The 16,862-nt window shown below is 64.9% G+C and carries 15 protein-coding genes and 1 tRNA gene; 12 read left to right on the top strand and 4 right to left on the bottom strand.

Annotated features, from left to right (window positions below; all coding sequences use genetic code 11):
• Positions 1–87: 87 nt before the first annotated feature.
• Positions 88–1,089: a 2-dehydropantoate 2-reductase gene (locus IVB41_RS15500; protein ID WP_247432431.1), complete on the top strand. Its 1,002-nt coding sequence runs from the start codon at positions 88–90 to the stop codon at positions 1,087–1,089.
• A gap of 366 nt (positions 1,090–1,455) precedes the next feature.
• Here IVB41_RS15500 and IVB41_RS15495 read toward each other — a convergent pair whose 3' ends face one another.
• Complete coding sequence (locus IVB41_RS15495) at positions 1,456–2,088, bottom strand: hypothetical protein (protein ID WP_007599309.1); 633 nt, start codon at positions 2,086–2,088, stop codon at positions 1,456–1,458.
• Positions 2,089–2,296: 208 nt separating this feature from the next.
• Between IVB41_RS15495 and IVB41_RS15490 the strand changes: the two genes are divergently transcribed.
• The 6 genes from IVB41_RS15490 to IVB41_RS15465 all read left to right on the top strand — a co-directional run bounded on the left by IVB41_RS15490 (position 2,297) and on the right by IVB41_RS15465 (position 7,319).
• Positions 2,297–3,814 (top strand): AMP-binding protein, encoded by a 1,518-nt coding sequence (locus tag IVB41_RS15490; protein ID WP_247432428.1) that lies wholly within the window; start codon positions 2,297–2,299, stop codon positions 3,812–3,814.
• A 25-nt stretch (positions 3,815–3,839) separates the two neighbouring features.
• A complete protein-coding gene (locus IVB41_RS15485) occupies positions 3,840–4,478 on the top strand; it encodes an RraA family protein (RefSeq protein ID WP_247432426.1) in 639 nt (212 codons plus the stop codon).
• A gap of 26 nt (positions 4,479–4,504) precedes the next feature.
• Positions 4,505–4,876 carry a cupin domain-containing protein gene (locus IVB41_RS15480; protein WP_247432423.1) on the top strand — a complete coding sequence of 124 codons (372 nt, stop codon included), beginning with the start codon at positions 4,505–4,507 and terminating at the stop codon, positions 4,874–4,876.
• Positions 4,877–4,923: 47 nt separating this feature from the next.
• Positions 4,924–5,880 carry a tripartite tricarboxylate transporter substrate-binding protein gene (locus tag IVB41_RS15475; protein WP_247432420.1) on the top strand — a complete coding sequence of 319 codons (957 nt, stop codon included), beginning with the start codon at positions 4,924–4,926 and terminating at the stop codon, positions 5,878–5,880.
• A gap of 97 nt (positions 5,881–5,977) precedes the next feature.
• A tRNA-Arg gene (locus IVB41_RS15470) sits at positions 5,978–6,054 on the top strand.
• A gap of 125 nt (positions 6,055–6,179) precedes the next feature.
• A complete protein-coding gene (locus IVB41_RS15465) occupies positions 6,180–7,319 on the top strand; it encodes an amidohydrolase/deacetylase family metallohydrolase (protein WP_247432418.1) in 1,140 nt (379 codons plus the stop codon).
• A gap of 23 nt (positions 7,320–7,342) precedes the next feature.
• Here IVB41_RS15465 and IVB41_RS15460 read toward each other — a convergent pair whose 3' ends face one another.
• The gene (locus IVB41_RS15460; RefSeq protein WP_018452979.1) at positions 7,343–8,488 is read right to left on the bottom strand and encodes an acyl-CoA dehydrogenase family protein; all 1,146 of its coding nucleotides are present in this window, start codon (positions 8,486–8,488) and stop codon (positions 7,343–7,345) included.
• 126 nt (positions 8,489–8,614) lie between these two features.
• Here IVB41_RS15460 and IVB41_RS15455 point away from each other — a divergent pair, with 126 nt between their 5' ends.
• Positions 8,615–9,292, top strand: a complete 678-nt coding sequence (locus IVB41_RS15455; RefSeq protein WP_247432415.1) for an alpha/beta family hydrolase — start codon at positions 8,615–8,617, stop codon at positions 9,290–9,292.
• A 4-nt stretch (positions 9,293–9,296) separates the two neighbouring features.
• On the opposite strand, the gene IVB41_RS15450 is transcribed toward IVB41_RS15455, so the two are convergent.
• Entirely contained in the window at positions 9,297–10,271 is a 975-nt protein-coding gene (locus IVB41_RS15450) for a ketopantoate reductase family protein (RefSeq protein ID WP_027569978.1), read from the bottom strand.
• A 154-nt stretch (positions 10,272–10,425) separates the two neighbouring features.
• Between IVB41_RS15450 and IVB41_RS15445 the strand changes: the two genes are divergently transcribed.
• The 3 genes from IVB41_RS15445 (at position 10,426) to IVB41_RS15435 (ending at position 14,431) form a co-directional block, all read left to right on the top strand.
• On the top strand, positions 10,426–11,229 hold the full coding sequence (locus IVB41_RS15445; RefSeq protein WP_247405888.1) for an enoyl-CoA hydratase-related protein: 804 nt from the start codon (positions 10,426–10,428) through the stop codon (positions 11,227–11,229).
• Positions 11,230–11,391: 162 nt separating this feature from the next.
• A complete protein-coding gene (locus tag IVB41_RS15440) occupies positions 11,392–12,378 on the top strand; it encodes a TRAP transporter substrate-binding protein (protein ID WP_247432412.1) in 987 nt (328 codons plus the stop codon).
• A 16-nt stretch (positions 12,379–12,394) separates the two neighbouring features.
• Positions 12,395–14,431, top strand: coding sequence for a methyl-accepting chemotaxis protein (locus IVB41_RS15435; RefSeq protein WP_027569981.1), 2,037 nt, complete (start codon positions 12,395–12,397; stop codon positions 14,429–14,431).
• A gap of 46 nt (positions 14,432–14,477) precedes the next feature.
• Here the strand turns inward: IVB41_RS15435 and IVB41_RS15430 are convergent, their stop codons facing one another.
• The gene (locus IVB41_RS15430) at positions 14,478–15,362 is read right to left on the bottom strand and encodes a LysR family transcriptional regulator (RefSeq protein ID WP_247363017.1); all 885 of its coding nucleotides are present in this window, start codon (positions 15,360–15,362) and stop codon (positions 14,478–14,480) included.
• 111 nt (positions 15,363–15,473) lie between these two features.
• Between IVB41_RS15430 and IVB41_RS15425 the strand changes: the two genes are divergently transcribed.
• Positions 15,474–16,838 (top strand): FAD-dependent oxidoreductase, encoded by a 1,365-nt coding sequence (locus IVB41_RS15425; protein WP_247432409.1) that lies wholly within the window; start codon positions 15,474–15,476, stop codon positions 16,836–16,838.
• The last annotated feature ends 24 nt before the right edge of the window (positions 16,839–16,862 follow it).

Below are 16,862 nucleotides of genomic sequence, written 5' to 3'. Positions count from 1 at the left end.
ACAAGGCGATTGCGCTGCAACTGCGGGAATGGGCAGCAGGCACAGCCTCTGCTATCGAGGGCAGATCGTTAAAGGGGGCAGGCCGAGGTGATGGCGGATCGACCGATCGTGGTGGCCGGCGCAGGCGCCATCGGATGTTTCGTCGGCGGCACCTTGGCGGCTGCCGGCCGCCGCGTCGCGTTCCTGGTGCGGCCGCGGGTGAAGACCGAGATCGAGCGGTTCGGCCTGGTTCTGACCGATTTCGTCGGCTCCGAGACGAAGCTCGACCCGGGCCAACTCGCGCTGTCGGAAGATCCCGCGATCTTCCACAGTGCCGGCATCGTGCTGGTCACGGTGAAGAGCGCCGACACGGCCGGTGTCGCCGACCAGATCGCGCAGCATGCGCCGCAGGACGCCGTCATCGTCTCGCTGCAAAACGGCGTCGGCAATGTCGCGGTGCTGCGCGAGCGCCTCGGCGACCGCCGCGTGCTCGCCGGCATGGTGCCTTTCAACGTGGTCGGGATGGGCGAGGGCCGCTTCCACCGCTCGACCTCCGGCGACATTCATGTCGGCGAGGATGATGCGAGCACGGCCGCAGCGCTGTCGGTGCCGGGGCTCGCCATGCGCGCGAGCCACGACATCACCGGCGTGCAATGGGGCAAGCTGATCATCAATTTGAACAACGCGCTCAGCGCCTTGTCCGACATGCCGCTCGCCGCGCAATTGGCGAACCGCGATTGGCGAAGGCTGTTCGCCGACCAGATGGCGGAGGGGCTGGCTGCGATGAGGGCCGCGGGCATTACACCGGTCTCGGCGACGCCGATCCCGTCATCCTGGACGCCCAGCTTACTGAGACTGCCTGATCCGATTTTCAAGCTGATCCTGGGACGGACCATGAAGATCGATCCCGAGGCGCGTTCCTCAATGTGGCAGGATTTGAAGCAGGGCCGCAAGACCGAGATCGACTATCTCCAGGGCGCGATCATCGCGCTCGCCGAACAAAACAATGTCGACGTGCCGCTGTCGCGCCGCATTGTTGCGCTGATCAAAGAGGCTGAGGCCGCGGGCAAGGGCTCACCGCGGCTGACGCCGCAGCGGGTTCGCGGATAACGCATGAGTGCAGGCTGCGCGACGGGAGGAGCAACGATGAAACGTCGTCTGACGATCGGATTCGCGTTGGCCGTGCTCTGCGCCGCGTCCTCGGTCGCGGAGGCCCGGCCGCCGACGGTCATGAACTCTCCCGGCTATGACAGGCGATTGCAGGAGAGCAGGTCGCAATTGGGCAGTTCTCCGACGACAACGGCGCCTGCGAATGCACCCGTTGCGTCTCCCAAGCGCAGCAAGAAGAAGCCTCCGAACTGAGGATGTAAGCGCGGTCTCCATCACACCCGTCATTGCGAGCGCAGCGAAGCAATCAGAATCCCCACGCGGAAAGACCCTGGATTGCTTCGCTGCGCTCGCAATGACGGCGGAGACTCAGCCCTTCTTCGCCGGCTTGCTCGGCGTAGGGCTGAACAGCTTCTTGATGTCGTTCAATCCATCCGACAGCCGTGGCCATTCGCAGGAGAACGAGCCCTTGGTGCAGGGCGCGCCCTTCGGCCGCGGCCGCGCGTCGCCGATGGCGGCCTGCTGGACTTTCGGCCGCTCGACCGGCACCGGCACGCGCTCGACCTCGGTTCGCAACGCGACCCGCTGGAGCTGCTGCACCTGTTGTTCCTGCTGCTCGCGCTGCTGGCGCGCGGTGGCCTGCGCGGCTTCATTGCTGCGGCGCTGATTGGCGAGATAGGCGGTGTAGGCTTCGTCGATCTTCTTCTGCTCCTCCGGCGTCGGATTGGGGCCGGCGATATCGAAGGTGCGGTCCTGGAGGAAATCGTAATAGGAATAGCCGCCGCCTGCCTTGCGCCGGCCGGCGAATTTGGCGTTGCAGTCGGCAAGCGCAGCCGTCTTCTCGGATTTGGTCGTGGCTTTTTCGGCGGCGTCGGCGCAGGCCTCGAAGTCAACAGGCGCGCGCTTCCACCATTGTGCCTGGGCATGCGACGGCGCCAGCAGGAAAAATCCTGCTGCGGCAACCACAAGCGCCGCACGACGCGATGCAACTACGTCCGACATTCTACGAGAGCATTCCTTGCAAAACTCAACCCGAACTGAGTCGGGCTGATTTTTGCCCCTTTATGGCCGGCTTGTCACCCATGGAACCCGGGAATTTCATGACTGCGATGCTGACATTTTTTGCTTGACGTGGCGCAGGAGTCACAGCGTCACTTCATCCTGCGGTCGCCTCATTGGCGACGCCAAGAAAACGAAGTGGAAACGCCTGATGCTGCTGCCCCTGTCCGATGTGCCGCGCTGGTACGCCGAGCGCAAACCGCAAGGCACGATCGCCGTCCGTCACGGGCAGGATACGCTGACATGGGACGCGCTGGAGCGCGGCGCCAATCGGCGCGCGCGGGCGTTCATGGCCAAGGGCGTCAGGCCCGGCGACTTCGTCGCGATCGGTTTGCCCAACGGCAATGCGTTCTTCGAGACCTCGTTTGCGGTGTGGAAATGCGGGGCGACGCCGACCTCGCTGTCATGGCGGCTGCCGCGCGGCGAAGCCGCCGCGGTGCTCGACATCCTGAAGCCGGCGCTGGTGGTTGGCGGCGAAGTCGACTGGAACGCGCCGAACCGACTGCCCGCGGATTTCGTGCCGGAAGGCTTTTCGGACGAGCCGCTCACCGCACCGGTGGCGCGCTATTGGAAAGCCATGACCAGCGGCGGATCGACCGGCCGCCCGAAGGTGATCCTCGATCACCAGCCGGCGGTGACCGACACCATCGCCGCGCCGCCGCTCAACATCCCCTTCGGGGTCTCGCTGCTCAATCCCGGTCCGCTCTACCACAACGCGCCGTTCATCGTGTCGCACTACGCGCTGTTCACCGGCGGCCAGCTCACCGGGCTTACCAGGTTCGACGCCGAGGAGACGCTGCGGCAAATCGCGCAAGAGCGCGTGCAATGGGTCAATTTCGTGCCGACCATGATGCACCGGATCTGGGCGCTGCCGGAGAGCGTGCGCAACGCCTACGACGTCTCGAGCCTTCAGACCGTGTTTCATATGGCTGCACCCATGCCGCCCTGGCTGAAGGAAAACTGGATCGCCTGGCTCGGACCTGACAGGGTCTGGGAGCTCTATGGCGGCACCGAACGCCAAGGCTCCTGCGTCATATCAGGCACGGAATGGCTGACGCATAAAGGCTCGGTCGGCAAGATCGGCGAGACGGCGAAGCTGCGTGTCATCGGCGAGGACGGCAACGACGTCGCGCCGGGCGAGACGGGCGAGATCTATTTCCTCAACAATGACGGCCAGGACGCCACCTATCACTATCTCGGCGCGGAGCCGAAGCGCCGCGCGGACAGCTGGGAATCGCTCGGCGACATCGGCCGGCTGGATGCGGAAGGCTACCTCTATCTCGGTGATCGCCTTGCCGACATGGTGTTGCGCGGTGGCGCCAACATCTATCCGGCCGAGATCGAGGCGGCGGTCTCCGAGAGTCCCGGTGTGCGCTCCTGCGTGGTGGTGGGATTGCCCGATCCGGAATTGGGCCAGCGCGTGCACGCCATCATCGAGCCGGAGGGCGATACGGATGGTCAGGCCATCGCCGACGGCATGGCGGACTTTTTGAAGGACAGGCTCAGCCGCTACAAACATCCCGAGAGTTTTGAGATCGTCAGCGTCCCGCCGCGCGATGATTCCGGTAAAGTTCGCCGCACGCTGTTGCGCGACGAGCGCGCGGCGTGGATGAAGGAGGGGCGCGCCTTCCGGATTTGGCCGGCGAAGGCGCGGGCGCACGCCGAGTAAGACAATTACGGAAGGATTTCTGGACATGACCATCACCATCGCTGCGAACAGCGTGCCGAAGCCGCCGGCCGAGATCATCGAGGGTTTTCGCGGAGCGCCGACCTCGGTCATTTCGGACAACCTCGGCCGGCTGCCGGGCGCAGTGGGGCTCAAGCCCTATCACCGAGGCGCCAAGCTGGTGGGCACGGCCTTCACGGTCCGCACCCGTCCCGGCGACAATCTCGCCATCCACCGCGCGCTCGAGCTGGTGGGCCCCGGCGACGTCATCGTGATCGATGGCGGCGGCGATGAGACCCGGGCGCTGGTCGGCGAGATCATGAAGAACATCGCGCAGTGGCGCAAAGCCGAAGGCTATGTCATCGACGGCGCGATCCGCGACGTCGCTGCGTTCGCGGCCGATGATTTTCCCTGCTACGCCCGCGCGGTGATCCACCGCGGCCCCTACAAGAACGGCCCCGGCGAGATCAACGTGCCTGTTTCGATCGGTGGCAGCGTGATCTCGCCCGGCGACATCGTCGTCGGCGACGAGGACGGCGTGGTGTCGTTTGCCGCCTCCGGTGCCGCGGCGCTGCTGGATGCCGTGCGGGCCCAGGTCGCGCGCGAGGAGGAGACACTGAAGGCGATCCGCGAGGGCCGTTATCAGGGCTCGTATGGCAAATCCTGAACAGAGAAAAAGAAGGGGAGGATGGCGTGAGCCAGAAAGAGGAATTCCACAATCTCGACGACACCGGCGACGGGCTGTTTCGCGAACTCGCGGCGGGGGTGACCACGCGCATCTTCTCCGGCGAGCAGGCGATGCTGTCGGTGGTGACGCTGGCGCCGCATGCGCAAGGCACGCTGCACCATCATCCCGAGGAGCAATGGGGCGTGCTGCTCGACGGCTCCGCCATCCGTGTCCAGGGCGATGAGGAGATTGCCGTGAAGAAGGGCGATTTCTGGCGCACGCCCGGCAACGTGCCGCACACCATGCGCGCCGGCCCCGACGGCGCTCGCGTGCTGGACATCTTCAGTCCGCCGCGGCCAGAATACAGAAAAGCGGGATCCGGTTTCGGAACGACCTAAAGCGCCAAGAGCAAAAGCCGGGCGCGAGAAAACAGGGGAGGGATAACATGACCATCACACGACGGACGCTGCTCGCAGCGCCGGCTATTCTCGCGATGACGCCGGCGTTGGCGCAGGCTTCAAAAATCACGCTGGTGGTGCCGTTTCCGCCGGGCGGATCGACCGATGCGATGGCACGGCTGCTCCAGAGTCATCTGCAAACCAGGCTCAACCGCATCGTCATCGTCGAGAACAAGTCGGGCGCCGCCGGCGCGCTCGGTGCGGCGCAGGTCGCCAAGAGCCCGCCTGATGGCTCGACGTTCCTGGTCACCTTCGATTCCCACGCGGTGATCCCCTCCATCCTCGACAAGCCGCCCGTCGATGTCGAGCGCGAGCTGATGCCGGTGTTGCTGGTCGGCACCGCGCCGTATGTGATCGCGGCCGGTGCGGGCCGTCCCTACAAGAGCTTTGCCGACGTGGTGGCGGCCTGCAAGGCGACGCCCGGCGCGGTGAAATATGCCTCCGTCGGCATCGGCACGCTCGGCCATCTCGCCATGACCGTGCTCGGCAACAAGGCCGGTGTCGAAATCATGCATGTGCCCTATCGCGGCGGCGGCCCCGCGATGAACGACGTGCTCGGCGGCCATGTCGATCTGATCGCGGGATCGGCGGCGCTGGTCTCAGCCCAGCTCGGCACCAACATGCTGCGTCCGATCCTGCAACTCGGCCGCGAGCGGCTGCCGGGCCTGCCGGAGACGCCGACCGCGATCGAGGCCGGCTTTCCGGATTTCGAGACGCTGGCCTGGTGGGGCATCTTCGCGCCCACGGGGACGCCGCCGGACATCGTCGCTGGCCTCGCGACGGCGTCCAAGGAGATTTTGAGCGAGCCCGCGACCGCGGCGCAGCTCAAGGAGACCCAGCAGATGACGCTGCTGCTCGAGGATGGTCCCGCCTTCAAGACCTTCTTCGACAAGCAGGTCGCCACTTGGGGTAAGGTGGTGAAGGACAACAATATCCGGGCGTGAGGCTGTCCGGCTGGCGTTTGCATTGATCGAGGTGAGGGCTTCCGATCCCGCCTCCGCTTTGATATGAAGCCCCGGTAACCCGCTCTGCGGGTTCCGCGGTCCCGTAGCTCAGCCGGATAGAGCGACGGTTTCCTAAACCGTAGGTCGCATGTTCGAGTCATGCCGGGATCGCCAGTTTTTCAGTGAGCAATCGTCGCGTTTGCCACGCTTGTCGGCGCAAAAATTGCTAGAAGCGCGAAGCTTCCTTCCTGGCCCGGACTGACTGCCGGCCCGCCTCACCGCCCCATCCGGAGACCACGATGCCTTTCGACTTGATCCTGCGCGGCGGCCGTGTGGTCGACCCGTCCCAGAAGCTCGATGCCGTGACCGATGTCGCCTTTTCCGGCGGAAAGGTCGCTGCGATCGGTAGCGGGCTCAAGGCCGATCCGGGCACCGATGTGCGCGATGTGTCACGCTACATCGTGACGCCGGGGCTGATCGATCTTCACACCCATGTCTATTGGGGCGGCACTTCGCTTGGTATCGACGCCGAGGAATTCTGCCGCCTCTCCGGCGTCAGCACCGCGGTCGACACCGGCAGCGCGGGGCCGGGCAATTTCGCGGGCTTCCGCAAGCATGTGATCGAGCCGAGCCAGGTCCGCATTCTCGCTTATCTGCACGTCTCGCATGCCGGCATTTTTGGCTTCTCGCACCGGATCATGGTCGGTGAGAGCGAGGAACTGCGGCTGATGAATCCGGTCGAGGCGGCCAAGGTGGCTGACGAAAATCGCGATCTCATCGTCGGCATCAAGGTGCGCGTGGGCTTGCACTCCTCGGGCACGTCGGGCGTCGTGCCGCTCGACATCGCGCTCGAGGTCGCGAACGAGGTCGGCATGCCGCTGATGGCGCATATCGATCATCCGCCGCCGAGCTACGAGGAGGTGCTGGCGCGCCTGCGCCCCGGCGACGTGCTCACCCACGCGTTCCGGCCCTTCCCCAACACGCCCGCGACCGCGCAGGGCACGGTGAAACGTGCGGTGCTCGACGCCCGCGAGCGCGGCGTGCTGTTCGACATCGGCCACGGCAAGGGCTCGTTCGCGTTCAAGACCGCACGTGCCATGCTCGCCAACGGCTTCTATCCGGACACCATCTCGTCCGACATTCATCAGCTCTGCATCGACGGCCCGGCGTTCGACCAAGTGACGACCCTGTCGAAATTCCTGTGCATGGGCATGCCGCTGTCCGACGTCATCGCAACCTCCACTGTCAACGCCGCGATGGCGCTGCGGCGGCCCGAACTCGGCAGCCTCAAGCCGGGCAGCGTCGGCGACGCCACGCTGATCTCGATCCAGCAAGGCCAGTTCGACTATGAGGACGTCGTCGGCGAGCACCTGATCGGGGATCGCAAGATCGTGTCCGAAGGCGTCGTCATCGGCGGCCGCTGGTGGCATCCGAATTGAGCGGTGGGCCGCTCACGACCTGATTACAGCGATCTCGCGATCAACAGCTTCATGATCTCGTTCGTGCCGCCATAGATCTTCTGGATGCGGGAATCGATGAAGATGCGCGAGATCGGATATTCCTGCATGTAGCCGTAACCGCCGAACAGCTGGAGGCATTCGTCGGCGGTCTCGACCTGCTTCTCCGAGCACCAATATTTCGCCATCGACGCCGTGACGGTGTCGAGGTCCTTGGCGACCAGTCGCTCGATGCACCAGTCGACGAAGACGCGCGCGATCATCGCTTCGGTCTTGCGCTCGGCGAGCTTGAAGGCGGTGTTCTGGAAATCCATCAGCGGCTTGCCGAACGCCTTTCGCTCCTTGGTGTAGTCGACGGTGAGTTTTATCGCGCGCTCCATCGCGGCGACCGCGCCGACGGCGAGCGCGAGGCGCTCCTGCGGCAATTGCTGCATCAGCTGCACGAAGCCCTGGCCTTCCTCGCCGCCGAGCAAATTGTCTGGCGGGACCGCGACGTTGTCGAAGAACAGCTCGGACGTGTCGGAGGCATGCAGGCCGATCTTGTCGAGGTTGCGCCCGCGCTTGTATCCATCCGCGCCTGAGGTTTCGACCACGATCAGCGAAATGCCCTTGGCGCCGACATCGCCGGTGCGCGCGACCACGATGACGAGATCGGCGGCCTGGCCGTTGGTGATGAAAGTCTTCTGTCCGTTGATGACGTAGGAATTGCCCTGCTTCCTGGCGGTGGTCTTGACGGCCTGCAAATCCGAGCCGGTGCCGGGCTCGGTCATGGCGATAGCGCCGACCATCTCGCCGGAGGCCATCTTCGGCAGCCAACGCTTCTTCTGCTCCTCGGAGCCGTAATTGAGGATGTAGTGGGCGACGATGGCGCTGTGCACGGAGACGCCGGTCGTCAGCTCCGGTACCGTGCTTTCGAGGTCGTCGAGCACGGCGGCGTCATAGGCGAAGGTCGCGCCGAGGCCACCATATTCCTCCGGCACGCTCGCCAGCAGCGCGCCCATCTCGCCGAGCCCGCGCCAGGCAAAGCGGTCGACCATCTTCTGCTCGCGCCATTTTTCGGCATGCGGGGCCAGATCCTTGGCAAGGTATTTCCGGAACTGGTCGCGGAAGATTTCGAGCTCTTCGGTCATCCAGGAGGAGCGGTAGGACATGGAAACCTCGGTTGATGCGGCTTGCCGGCTTGGTAGGCCAGTCGGCAGCGTCAATTATTGTGTTTTCAGGCTGCGCCGGTGAAGCTACCAAGGCGGCCGGAGTAGCGTCTGTCGGAATGGTTGATTGTGGCTGCCAAAACCAAAGAGCTCAAGCTCGACATCGCGCGCATCGGCACGGTCTCCGCGATCCTGATGCAGCCGGACAAGGCGCGCGGCTGCTACGTGCTGGCGCATGGTGCCGGTGCAGGGATGCGGCACGCATCGATGGACAAGATTGCGGAGGGGCTCGCTGCTCGCGGCATCGCGACTTTCCGCTTCAATTTTCCCTACATGGAGAACAAGCTGGGCCGTCCCGACCAGCCGGCGGTCGCCCATGCCACGATCCGCGCGGCAGTCGAGGAAGCCGCGCGGCTCTGCCCAGGTGTGAAGCTCGTCGCGGGCGGAAAATCCTTCGGCGGGCGCATGACATCGCAGACGCAGTCCAAGACGCCGCTGCCTGGTGTCAAAGGGCTCGCCTTCCTCGGCTTTCCCCTGCACGCCGATAAGAAGCCGTCGACGGAGCGCGCCGAGCACCTGGCCCGTGTCGAGATCCCGATGCTGTTCCTGCAAGGCACCCGCGACGGGCTCGCCGATCTCGGCCTCCTCAAGCCCGTCATCGCCGCTCTTGCCCCGAAAGCGACGCTGCACGAGGTCGAAGGCGGCGATCACTCCTTCGCGGTGCTCAAAAGGTCCGGCCGCAGCAATGAGGAGGCGCTTGCGGAGGTGCTTGATGCGCTGGTGGTCTGGATCGACAAGCTCGCCTGAAATCTCACGACGAATAAAGCCCTTTGTCGCGCGCTTTCTGGATCGCGAGGGCGGCGATCAGGTCGAGCGTTGGCGTGGACAGGCCGGCGGTGCGCGCGAAGGCTTGGGGCGCCTTCACCAGGACGTCGATCTCCATGGCGCGGCCGAGCTCGTAATCCTGCAGCAGCGACGGCTTGTGATTGGGGGCGGGGCCGCTGCGTGATACGCGCTTGACCTCGGGGATGAAGTGCTGGGCGATCTCGTTGGCCTCGTTCAGCATCCGCGGGATAACCTCGGCGAACGCAGGATCGTCGCGCACGCCGCGCGCGGTCTGGCCGGTGAGCAGGCACAGCACCGACAACGACATGTTGGTCAGCAGCTTTGACCAGATCGCCTCGCGGATCTCGGCGACCGGCGGCGATTCCAGCCTCGCGTCTGTGAAGACACCGCGCAGCGTCGTGATGCGCTCGCAATTGCGATCGTCGCATTCGCCGATCAGCAGGCGGTTGCGGTCCGGCGTCAGGTTCTGCACCACACCGGGCGCGATCACCTCGTTCGAGGAGAAGACCACGCCGCCGACGATCCGCTCCTTCGGAATGCAGGCGCGCAAGCGCCCGCCCGGGTCGAGGAACGAGATGTCGGGCGGAGTCGGGTGTCGCGGCGGCAGGCCGATCCCGTACCACCAGGGAATGCCGTTCTGCGCGAACACGATGGCGGTGTCGTCCTGCAGCAGCGGCTTGAGACTGGAGACCAGCCCGGTCAGCGCGGTTGCCTTCAAGGTGCTGATCACGACGTCCTGTGGGCCGAGCTGGGCCGGATCGCCGGAGGCGTTCACCTTGGCGGAGACCTCGGAATCGCCGACGCGCAGCTTGAGGCCGTTGGCCCGGACCGCCTCCAGGTGGGCGCCGCGCATCACGCACGAGACCTCGTGGCCGGCGCGGGCCAGCCTGACCGCGAGATGGCTGCCGACGGCGCCCGCGCCGAAAATGCAGATGCGCATGTAATGTCCGTCCCTGATCCCTTGATGCCGCCCCGCGACAGCATGACACAAGCCGCCATGCGATGGACGCGGCTGCCCTACGCTCGAAAGATATGGATCAAGGTGCGGAGCCTCGGTCATAGTGCGCGCCAAACAAACGAGCGGAGGAACACCAATGACCGACAGCCCCGTCCTGTGGACCCTGGACGCGCGTGGGGTTGCGACCGTCACGTTGAACCGGCCGGAGGTCAACAACGCCTATGACGGCGCATTGATCGCGGGCGTGCTTGCGGCCATGGACGATCTCGGCAGCAAGCCCAACCTTCGCGTCGTCGTGCTCCGGGGCAATGGCAAGCATTTCCAGGCCGGCGCCGACCTCAAATGGATCAACGGCGTCCGGCCGCAATCGACTGAGGCGAACGAGGCCGCGTCGCGTGCGACGTTCGAGGCCGTGCAGCGGCTCAACACGCTGCCGATCCCGACGGTTGCGCTAGTGCAGGGCGGCTGCTTCGGCGGCGGCACCGGCGTGATCGCAGCCTGCGACGTCGTGATCGCGGCCGACAACGCCCTGTTCTCGATCACCGAAGTGCGCTGGGGCCTGACCGCGGCCATCATCATCCCGCAGCTCTGCGATGCCATCGGCGTACGGCAAGTCCGCCGCTACGCGCTGACAGGTGAACGTTTCGGCGCCGAGGACGCCCGCCGCATCGGCCTCGTCCACGAGGTCGTGCCGCTCGCCGATCTCGAGGCCGCCGGCGCCAAGGTGGTCGAGCAGTTGCTTGCCAACGGACCTGAAGCGATGGCCGAGACCAAGCGGCTGGCGCTGGAGAGCTCGTTCGGCGGAATGGCAGTCGACGATGCCGCTTACAAGCGGCTCGTGCACCTGCATTCGGTCAAGCGACAGAGTGCGGAAGCCGCGGAAGGGCTGGCGTCGTTCGCCGAAAAGCGCGCGGCGAATTGGAGCGGCGGCAAGGCATGAGCGCGCCGCTCTGCGGCAGCCCCATACGATCTGCATCGTGCATCATCGCCAAATCTTGTCCGCGGGACCGATTCGAATCCCCGTAATTCCGCGGGGTCATCCTTAAGAGTTCAATCATTCCCGGCCATTATGGTTACGACAATTGTCACGCCATGGTGTCGAATGCACAGAGAAGTTCTGGGGTTTTGGAAGGCCGGATCGATCGTCGCGGCGGCAACGCTGCTGCTCCTGCATCCGGTTGCCGCTTCACCTCGGCTGGTCTCTCTGGCGTTCAATTCCCAGCTCGGAAGCCCGCAGCAGATCGGGGCGGATGAGTTTCGCCAGAAGCTGGTGGCATTGTCCGGCAAGCACATCGTGATCGACCAGCGCGCCACCAATGCGCTCGGGAGCGAGAACGCCATTCTCGCAGCGACGCAGTCCGGCGCCGTCGATATGGCGGTGCTGTCGGGTTCGGTGGTCAGTGCAGTCGTCCCCGAACTCGGCGTGTTCGACATTCCCTTCCTGTTTCGCGATACGGCTCACGCCAAAGCCGTGGCGCAAGGTCCGGCCGGCGCGGCAATCGCCGCCAAATTCGGCGATAAGGGGCTGACCCTGCTGGCGATTGGCCGACAGGGCTTCCGCAACGTTACGAATTCAAAACGGCCCGTTCGTAGCCCCGACGATATCAAGGGTCTGAAGATTCGTGTCATCCCGAACCCGATCTATCAGATGACGTTCAAGGCGCTCGGTGCCGAAGTGGTCCCGATGGAATTTCCGCTGGTCTATACCGCGCTCAAGGACGGCCGGCTCGATGGGCAGGAAAATCCGGTGCCGACCATTGCCGGCTCCCGTCTCTATGAAGTCCAGAAATACCTCACATTGACCGGCCACTTCTTCGCGCCGATCGTGTTCATCGCCAACCGGGCCATGTTCGAGCAGCTCACTCCGGCCGACCAGGCAACGCTGATCGCGCAGGCAAAGGCGGGGGCGGAGGCGACATGGCAGGCAAAGCTCGATGCCGCGTCGCTCGAGCAGGTGCGCAACGGCGGCATGGACGTGATCGAGAAATTCGATCGCCAACCCTTCGTCGACGCGGTCAAGCCGCTCGATCAGGAATTCGAGAAGCGGTTCGGCAAAGATCTGCTCGCCACCATCCGGTCCACCCAGTAAGAATTTCGGGATCCCCATGAAATTATCGCACATGATGTCCCGGGTCGGCATCCGTCCGCGCGTGTTTGGCGGTTTCGCGCTGGTTCTCAGCTTCCTGGTCCTGCTGGCGGGCTTTGCCGTGGTCCAGGTCGAGCGGATCGGCGGAACGGTCAATGACCTCGTGACCAGCGCTGCGGGCGACGCCGGCATGTCACAGGCGCGTGCCGCGCTTTTGGAAGCGAACTCGGCGGTCGAGAAATTCATCCGAACCTGGAATGTCGGCGACAAGGATGCCGCAGCCAAGGCGATCGACGGCGTGGGCAAACTGGCCGATCAGGCCGATCGGCAATTCGGCAAACTGCAAGCGATCGCGGAAGGCATCGGCCCGGTCAAGACGGCGCTGGAAACCTATCGTTCGTCGTTCACCGCGGCGGCGGATGCCGCGGATCGGCTGCGCGCCGCCACCACGAAGACCGACGCCCAGGGCGCGGCCGCCGGCCTCAATGTCAGCGGCATTCAGGTTGCACTCGCCAATCGCTCGGATGACGCGGAACGGCTTGTCAACCCGATGCGGCTGGCCGGCGTCGTCGACGCGCTGCGCGTCACCGTGATGCGCTATGGCTCCACTTTGTCGACAGGCGATGCCGACGACGCCAGGCAGGCGTTGTCCTACGCCCAGTTGGCGATCGCAGACACCGAGGCTGAGCTGGCGACGGCGGACGCCCCCAAATTGAAGACGCTGGTCGCAGCACTCAAGACCGCGATCGCCGCCGACACGACGGCGCTCGAAGAGGTCATCAAGGTTGCCGCCGATCTACGCGCCAGGCAGGCCGAACTGAAGAAGGCGAGTGCGGCGATCGACGATCAGGTCAACAAGATCAATGCGAAGCTCGGCACCGTGCGCGCCGAGCAGGGTGACAAGACCTCGGCAGCGGTCGATCAAACCAAACAGACCGTCATCGCGACCGCGGCCGGCGCGCTGCTGCTGGGAGCGGTGCTCGCATGGCTGATCGGCGCCAGCGTATCCGGCCCGATTCGCGGCATGACAGACCGGATGCAATCGCTGGCGGCGGGCGAGCTCGATGATCCCATTCCGGGCGGCGAATCGCGCGACGAAATCGGTCGCATGGCGCGTGCCGTCGAGGTGTTCCGCGAAAACGCACTGGCGGTTCGTCGCATGGAAGGCGAAGCCACGGCACAGCGCGAAGCTACCGAGGCCGACCGTGCCCGCATGATGTCTGATCTTGCCGGCCGCTTCGAGCAGGGCATGCAGGGGGTGATTGCCGGTGTCGGTGGTCGCGCCGACGACATGGGGCGCAGCGCCGAGGAGTTGGCAAAGGTCGCCGAGCGTGGTCGCGGGCTCGCCGAAGCGGTCGCGACCCGCGCCGAGCAGGCATCGATGAACGTGCAGACCGTCGCCTCCGCCACCCAGCAGCTCGCGGCCTCGATCCGCGAAATCTCGAGCCAGGTGCATCGCTCCGTCGCGGTCTCGAACCGGGCGACCGACGAGACCAACCGCACCTCCGATTTGATCCATGGGCTGTCGGATGCGGCTGAAAAGATCGGCACCATCATTCAATTGATTCAGGCCATCGCCAGTCAGACCAATCTGCTGGCACTGAACGCGACCATCGAAGCGGCGCGCGCCGGTGACGCCGGCCGGGGCTTCGCGATCGTCGCCAGCGAGGTCAAGAGTCTCGCGACCCAGACAGCGCAGGCGACCGAGCAGATCGCCAGCCAGATCGCGACGATCCAGAGCGCGACCGGCCAATCGGTCCAGGCGATCAAGCAGTTCGGCACCACCGTCAAGGAAATGGCCGACATCGCCACCGCGATCGCCGCGGCGGTCGAAGAGCAGGGCGCGGCAACGGGCGAAATCGCCCGCAACGTCGAAGAGGCGGCCAACGGCACCACGGCGGTGACGCAGGAAATCGGTCAGGTGCGCGCGGTGGCGGGCGAGACCGACGCCGGTGCTGAAGCCGCTCTTACGGTCGCGGCGGCCCTCAAGCAGCAGGCGGATTCAATGAAGTCGAACGTCGACGATTTCCTCCACACCATCCGCTCGGCGGCCTGAATTTCCGGAGAAATCGGCGACGCCGCCGGTGCAAACGAAACGGGCCTTACAGCACCGGCAACAGCGAACTCTTCAATTCGCGCAATAGCGCCTGAACCGCTGCAGCCTGGACCCGTCGCTCGGGAATGGTTGCCTTGACCCATAAATCGGGGATTGGAAAATCCGGCAACACGACCTGCAACGTGCCTTGGCGTAGGGCCTCTTCCGCAAGGTAGTGCGAGATGAAGGCGATGCCGTTGCCGGCGATCGCGCTCTTCACGAGCACGTGGCCTTCGTTCGAACTCAACAGCGGGCGGACCTGAACGGTGATACGGTCGCGCGGCCCGTCGAACACCCAGTCCGGGCCGGTGGGAAGAAAACTCAGGCAACGATGATCGACCAGATCGCGCGGGTGCCGCGGCATGCCGTGTGCGCTGAGATAGGCCGGTGACGCGCACAACAAGCGCTTCAATCGGCATAGGGGTTCGTCGACCACACCGCCGAACGAATGCGGGAACGCGCCGATGGCGATATCGAATCCTTCCGTCACCGGATCGACGGGACGGTCGATCAAGACGATTTCGAGTTTCAGCTTCGGGTTTTGGGTCTGGAACGCGCTGAACACATCGGCAAGCCGGGCGATGGTCAGCGATGTCGGTGCCTTGATACGCAAATGATCGATAAGATCATGTCCTTTCTCGCCCATGCGCGACAGGAGATCGCCGACATCGGCGACCACGCTCCGCGCCCTCTGGACATATTCCTGGCCGGCCGCGGTCAGCCGCAATTGCCGCGTCGAGCGATGAAACAGCGGCGTGCCGATCCGCGCCTCCAATTGGGTGACCCGCTTTGCGACCACCGAAGTCGCGACGTTGAGTTTTCTCGCCGCGGCGGAAAATCCGGCGGCGTCCGCGGTGGCGAGGAAGGCTTGGAGGTTCACGAGGACGTCCATTTTTCACCTTTCTCGATTCGCGAAAGCTGATCGTGTATTTTGGTGGATTGTAGCCCGGCACGCGTTAATTCATAGTCGGCTTAACAACAGATTTCGGGAGCAGAACGCGCCATGCAGGCCATGACGATCGAAGAACCGGCGCGCCATGTGCCGATCTATGGCGAATATGAAGTGGTCGTGCTCGGCGGCGGTCCGGCCGGCATCGTGGCGGCGGCCTCAAGCGCACGCGCGGGACGGAAGACGCTGCTGATCGAGCGCTACGGCTTTCTTGGCGGCATGGGGACCGCTGCCGGCGTCACCAATTTCTGCGGCCTGCACGGCAATGTTTACGGCGAGGCCCACCGGCTGGTGCAGGGCATGGCGTCCGAGCTGCTGGCGCGGATCGATCGCTTGAACGGCCTCAATGCGCCGCATCTGATTCTCGGCAAGGTCTTCGCCCAGGCCTACGACACCGCCGCCTACAAGATCGCGGCCGACCAACTGCTCGCCAGTCACAAGGTGCACATCCTCTTCCATGCGCTCGGTGCCGGCGTCGTGATGGGCAACGATCGGCGCATCGATGCGCTGATGGTCGAGACCAAGGCCGGCCGGCAGGCGGTGCGATCGGAGATCTTCATCGATTGCTCCGGCGACGGCGATCTTGCGGTCTGGGCCGGCGCGCCGTTCGAATTCGGCGACGAGCACGGTCATCCGATGTACCCGTCGATGATGCTCCGTCTCAACGGCATCGATCCCGCGAAGGCCGGCGATGCCTGGCGCACCATCCCGCAATTGATGGAGAAGGCAACCGCCGCCGGCACCCACACATTCCCGCGCAAGAGCGCGATCGTGCGGCCGCAGAAGTCCGGCATCGAATGGCGGGTGAACTTCACGCAAGTGGCGCGCGAGGACGGCCACGCCATCAACGGCATCGAGCCTGACGATCTCACCCGCGGCGAGATCGAGGGCCGCAAGCAAGCGCTCGCCGCATTCGAATTCCTGCGCACCGTGCCGGGCTTTGAAAAATCCTACATCGTCGACCTGCCGCCGCAGCTCGGCATCCGCGAAACCCGCCGCATCACCGGCGGCTATCAGCTTAGCGGCGAGGACGTGCTCGGCTGCGCCTCGTTCGAGGATTCCATCGGGGTCAATGGCTGGCCGATCGAGGCCCATGTCCCCGGCGACGTCGTCTTCACCTTCCCGCCGATCCCGGAATCGCGCGGCTATAACGAGCTGCCTTACCGCATGCTGGTGCCCGAAGGCGTCGACAATCTGCTGGTCGCCGGCCGCTGCGCCTCGATGACCCATGAGGGCCAGTCGGCGGCCCGGGTCTCCGGTGCCTGTTTCGTGATGGGGGAGACCGCCGGTTCCGCCGCCGCGCTGGCGCTCTCCGGAAACCGGATCCCGCGTGACATCCCCGTTGAAAAGCTGCAGGAAACGTTGAAACAACAGGGCGCCTTCATCGGACGGGACCAGCCCGTGCCCGAGGGCCTGTAACCGACTGCAAGATAACGACGGCGA

Origin of the sequence: Bradyrhizobium sp. 44 (assembly GCF_023073095.1) — a bacterium.
GTDB lineage: Bacteria > Pseudomonadota > Alphaproteobacteria > Rhizobiales > Xanthobacteraceae > Bradyrhizobium.
This window is presented reverse-complemented; position numbering and strand designations above follow the sequence as displayed.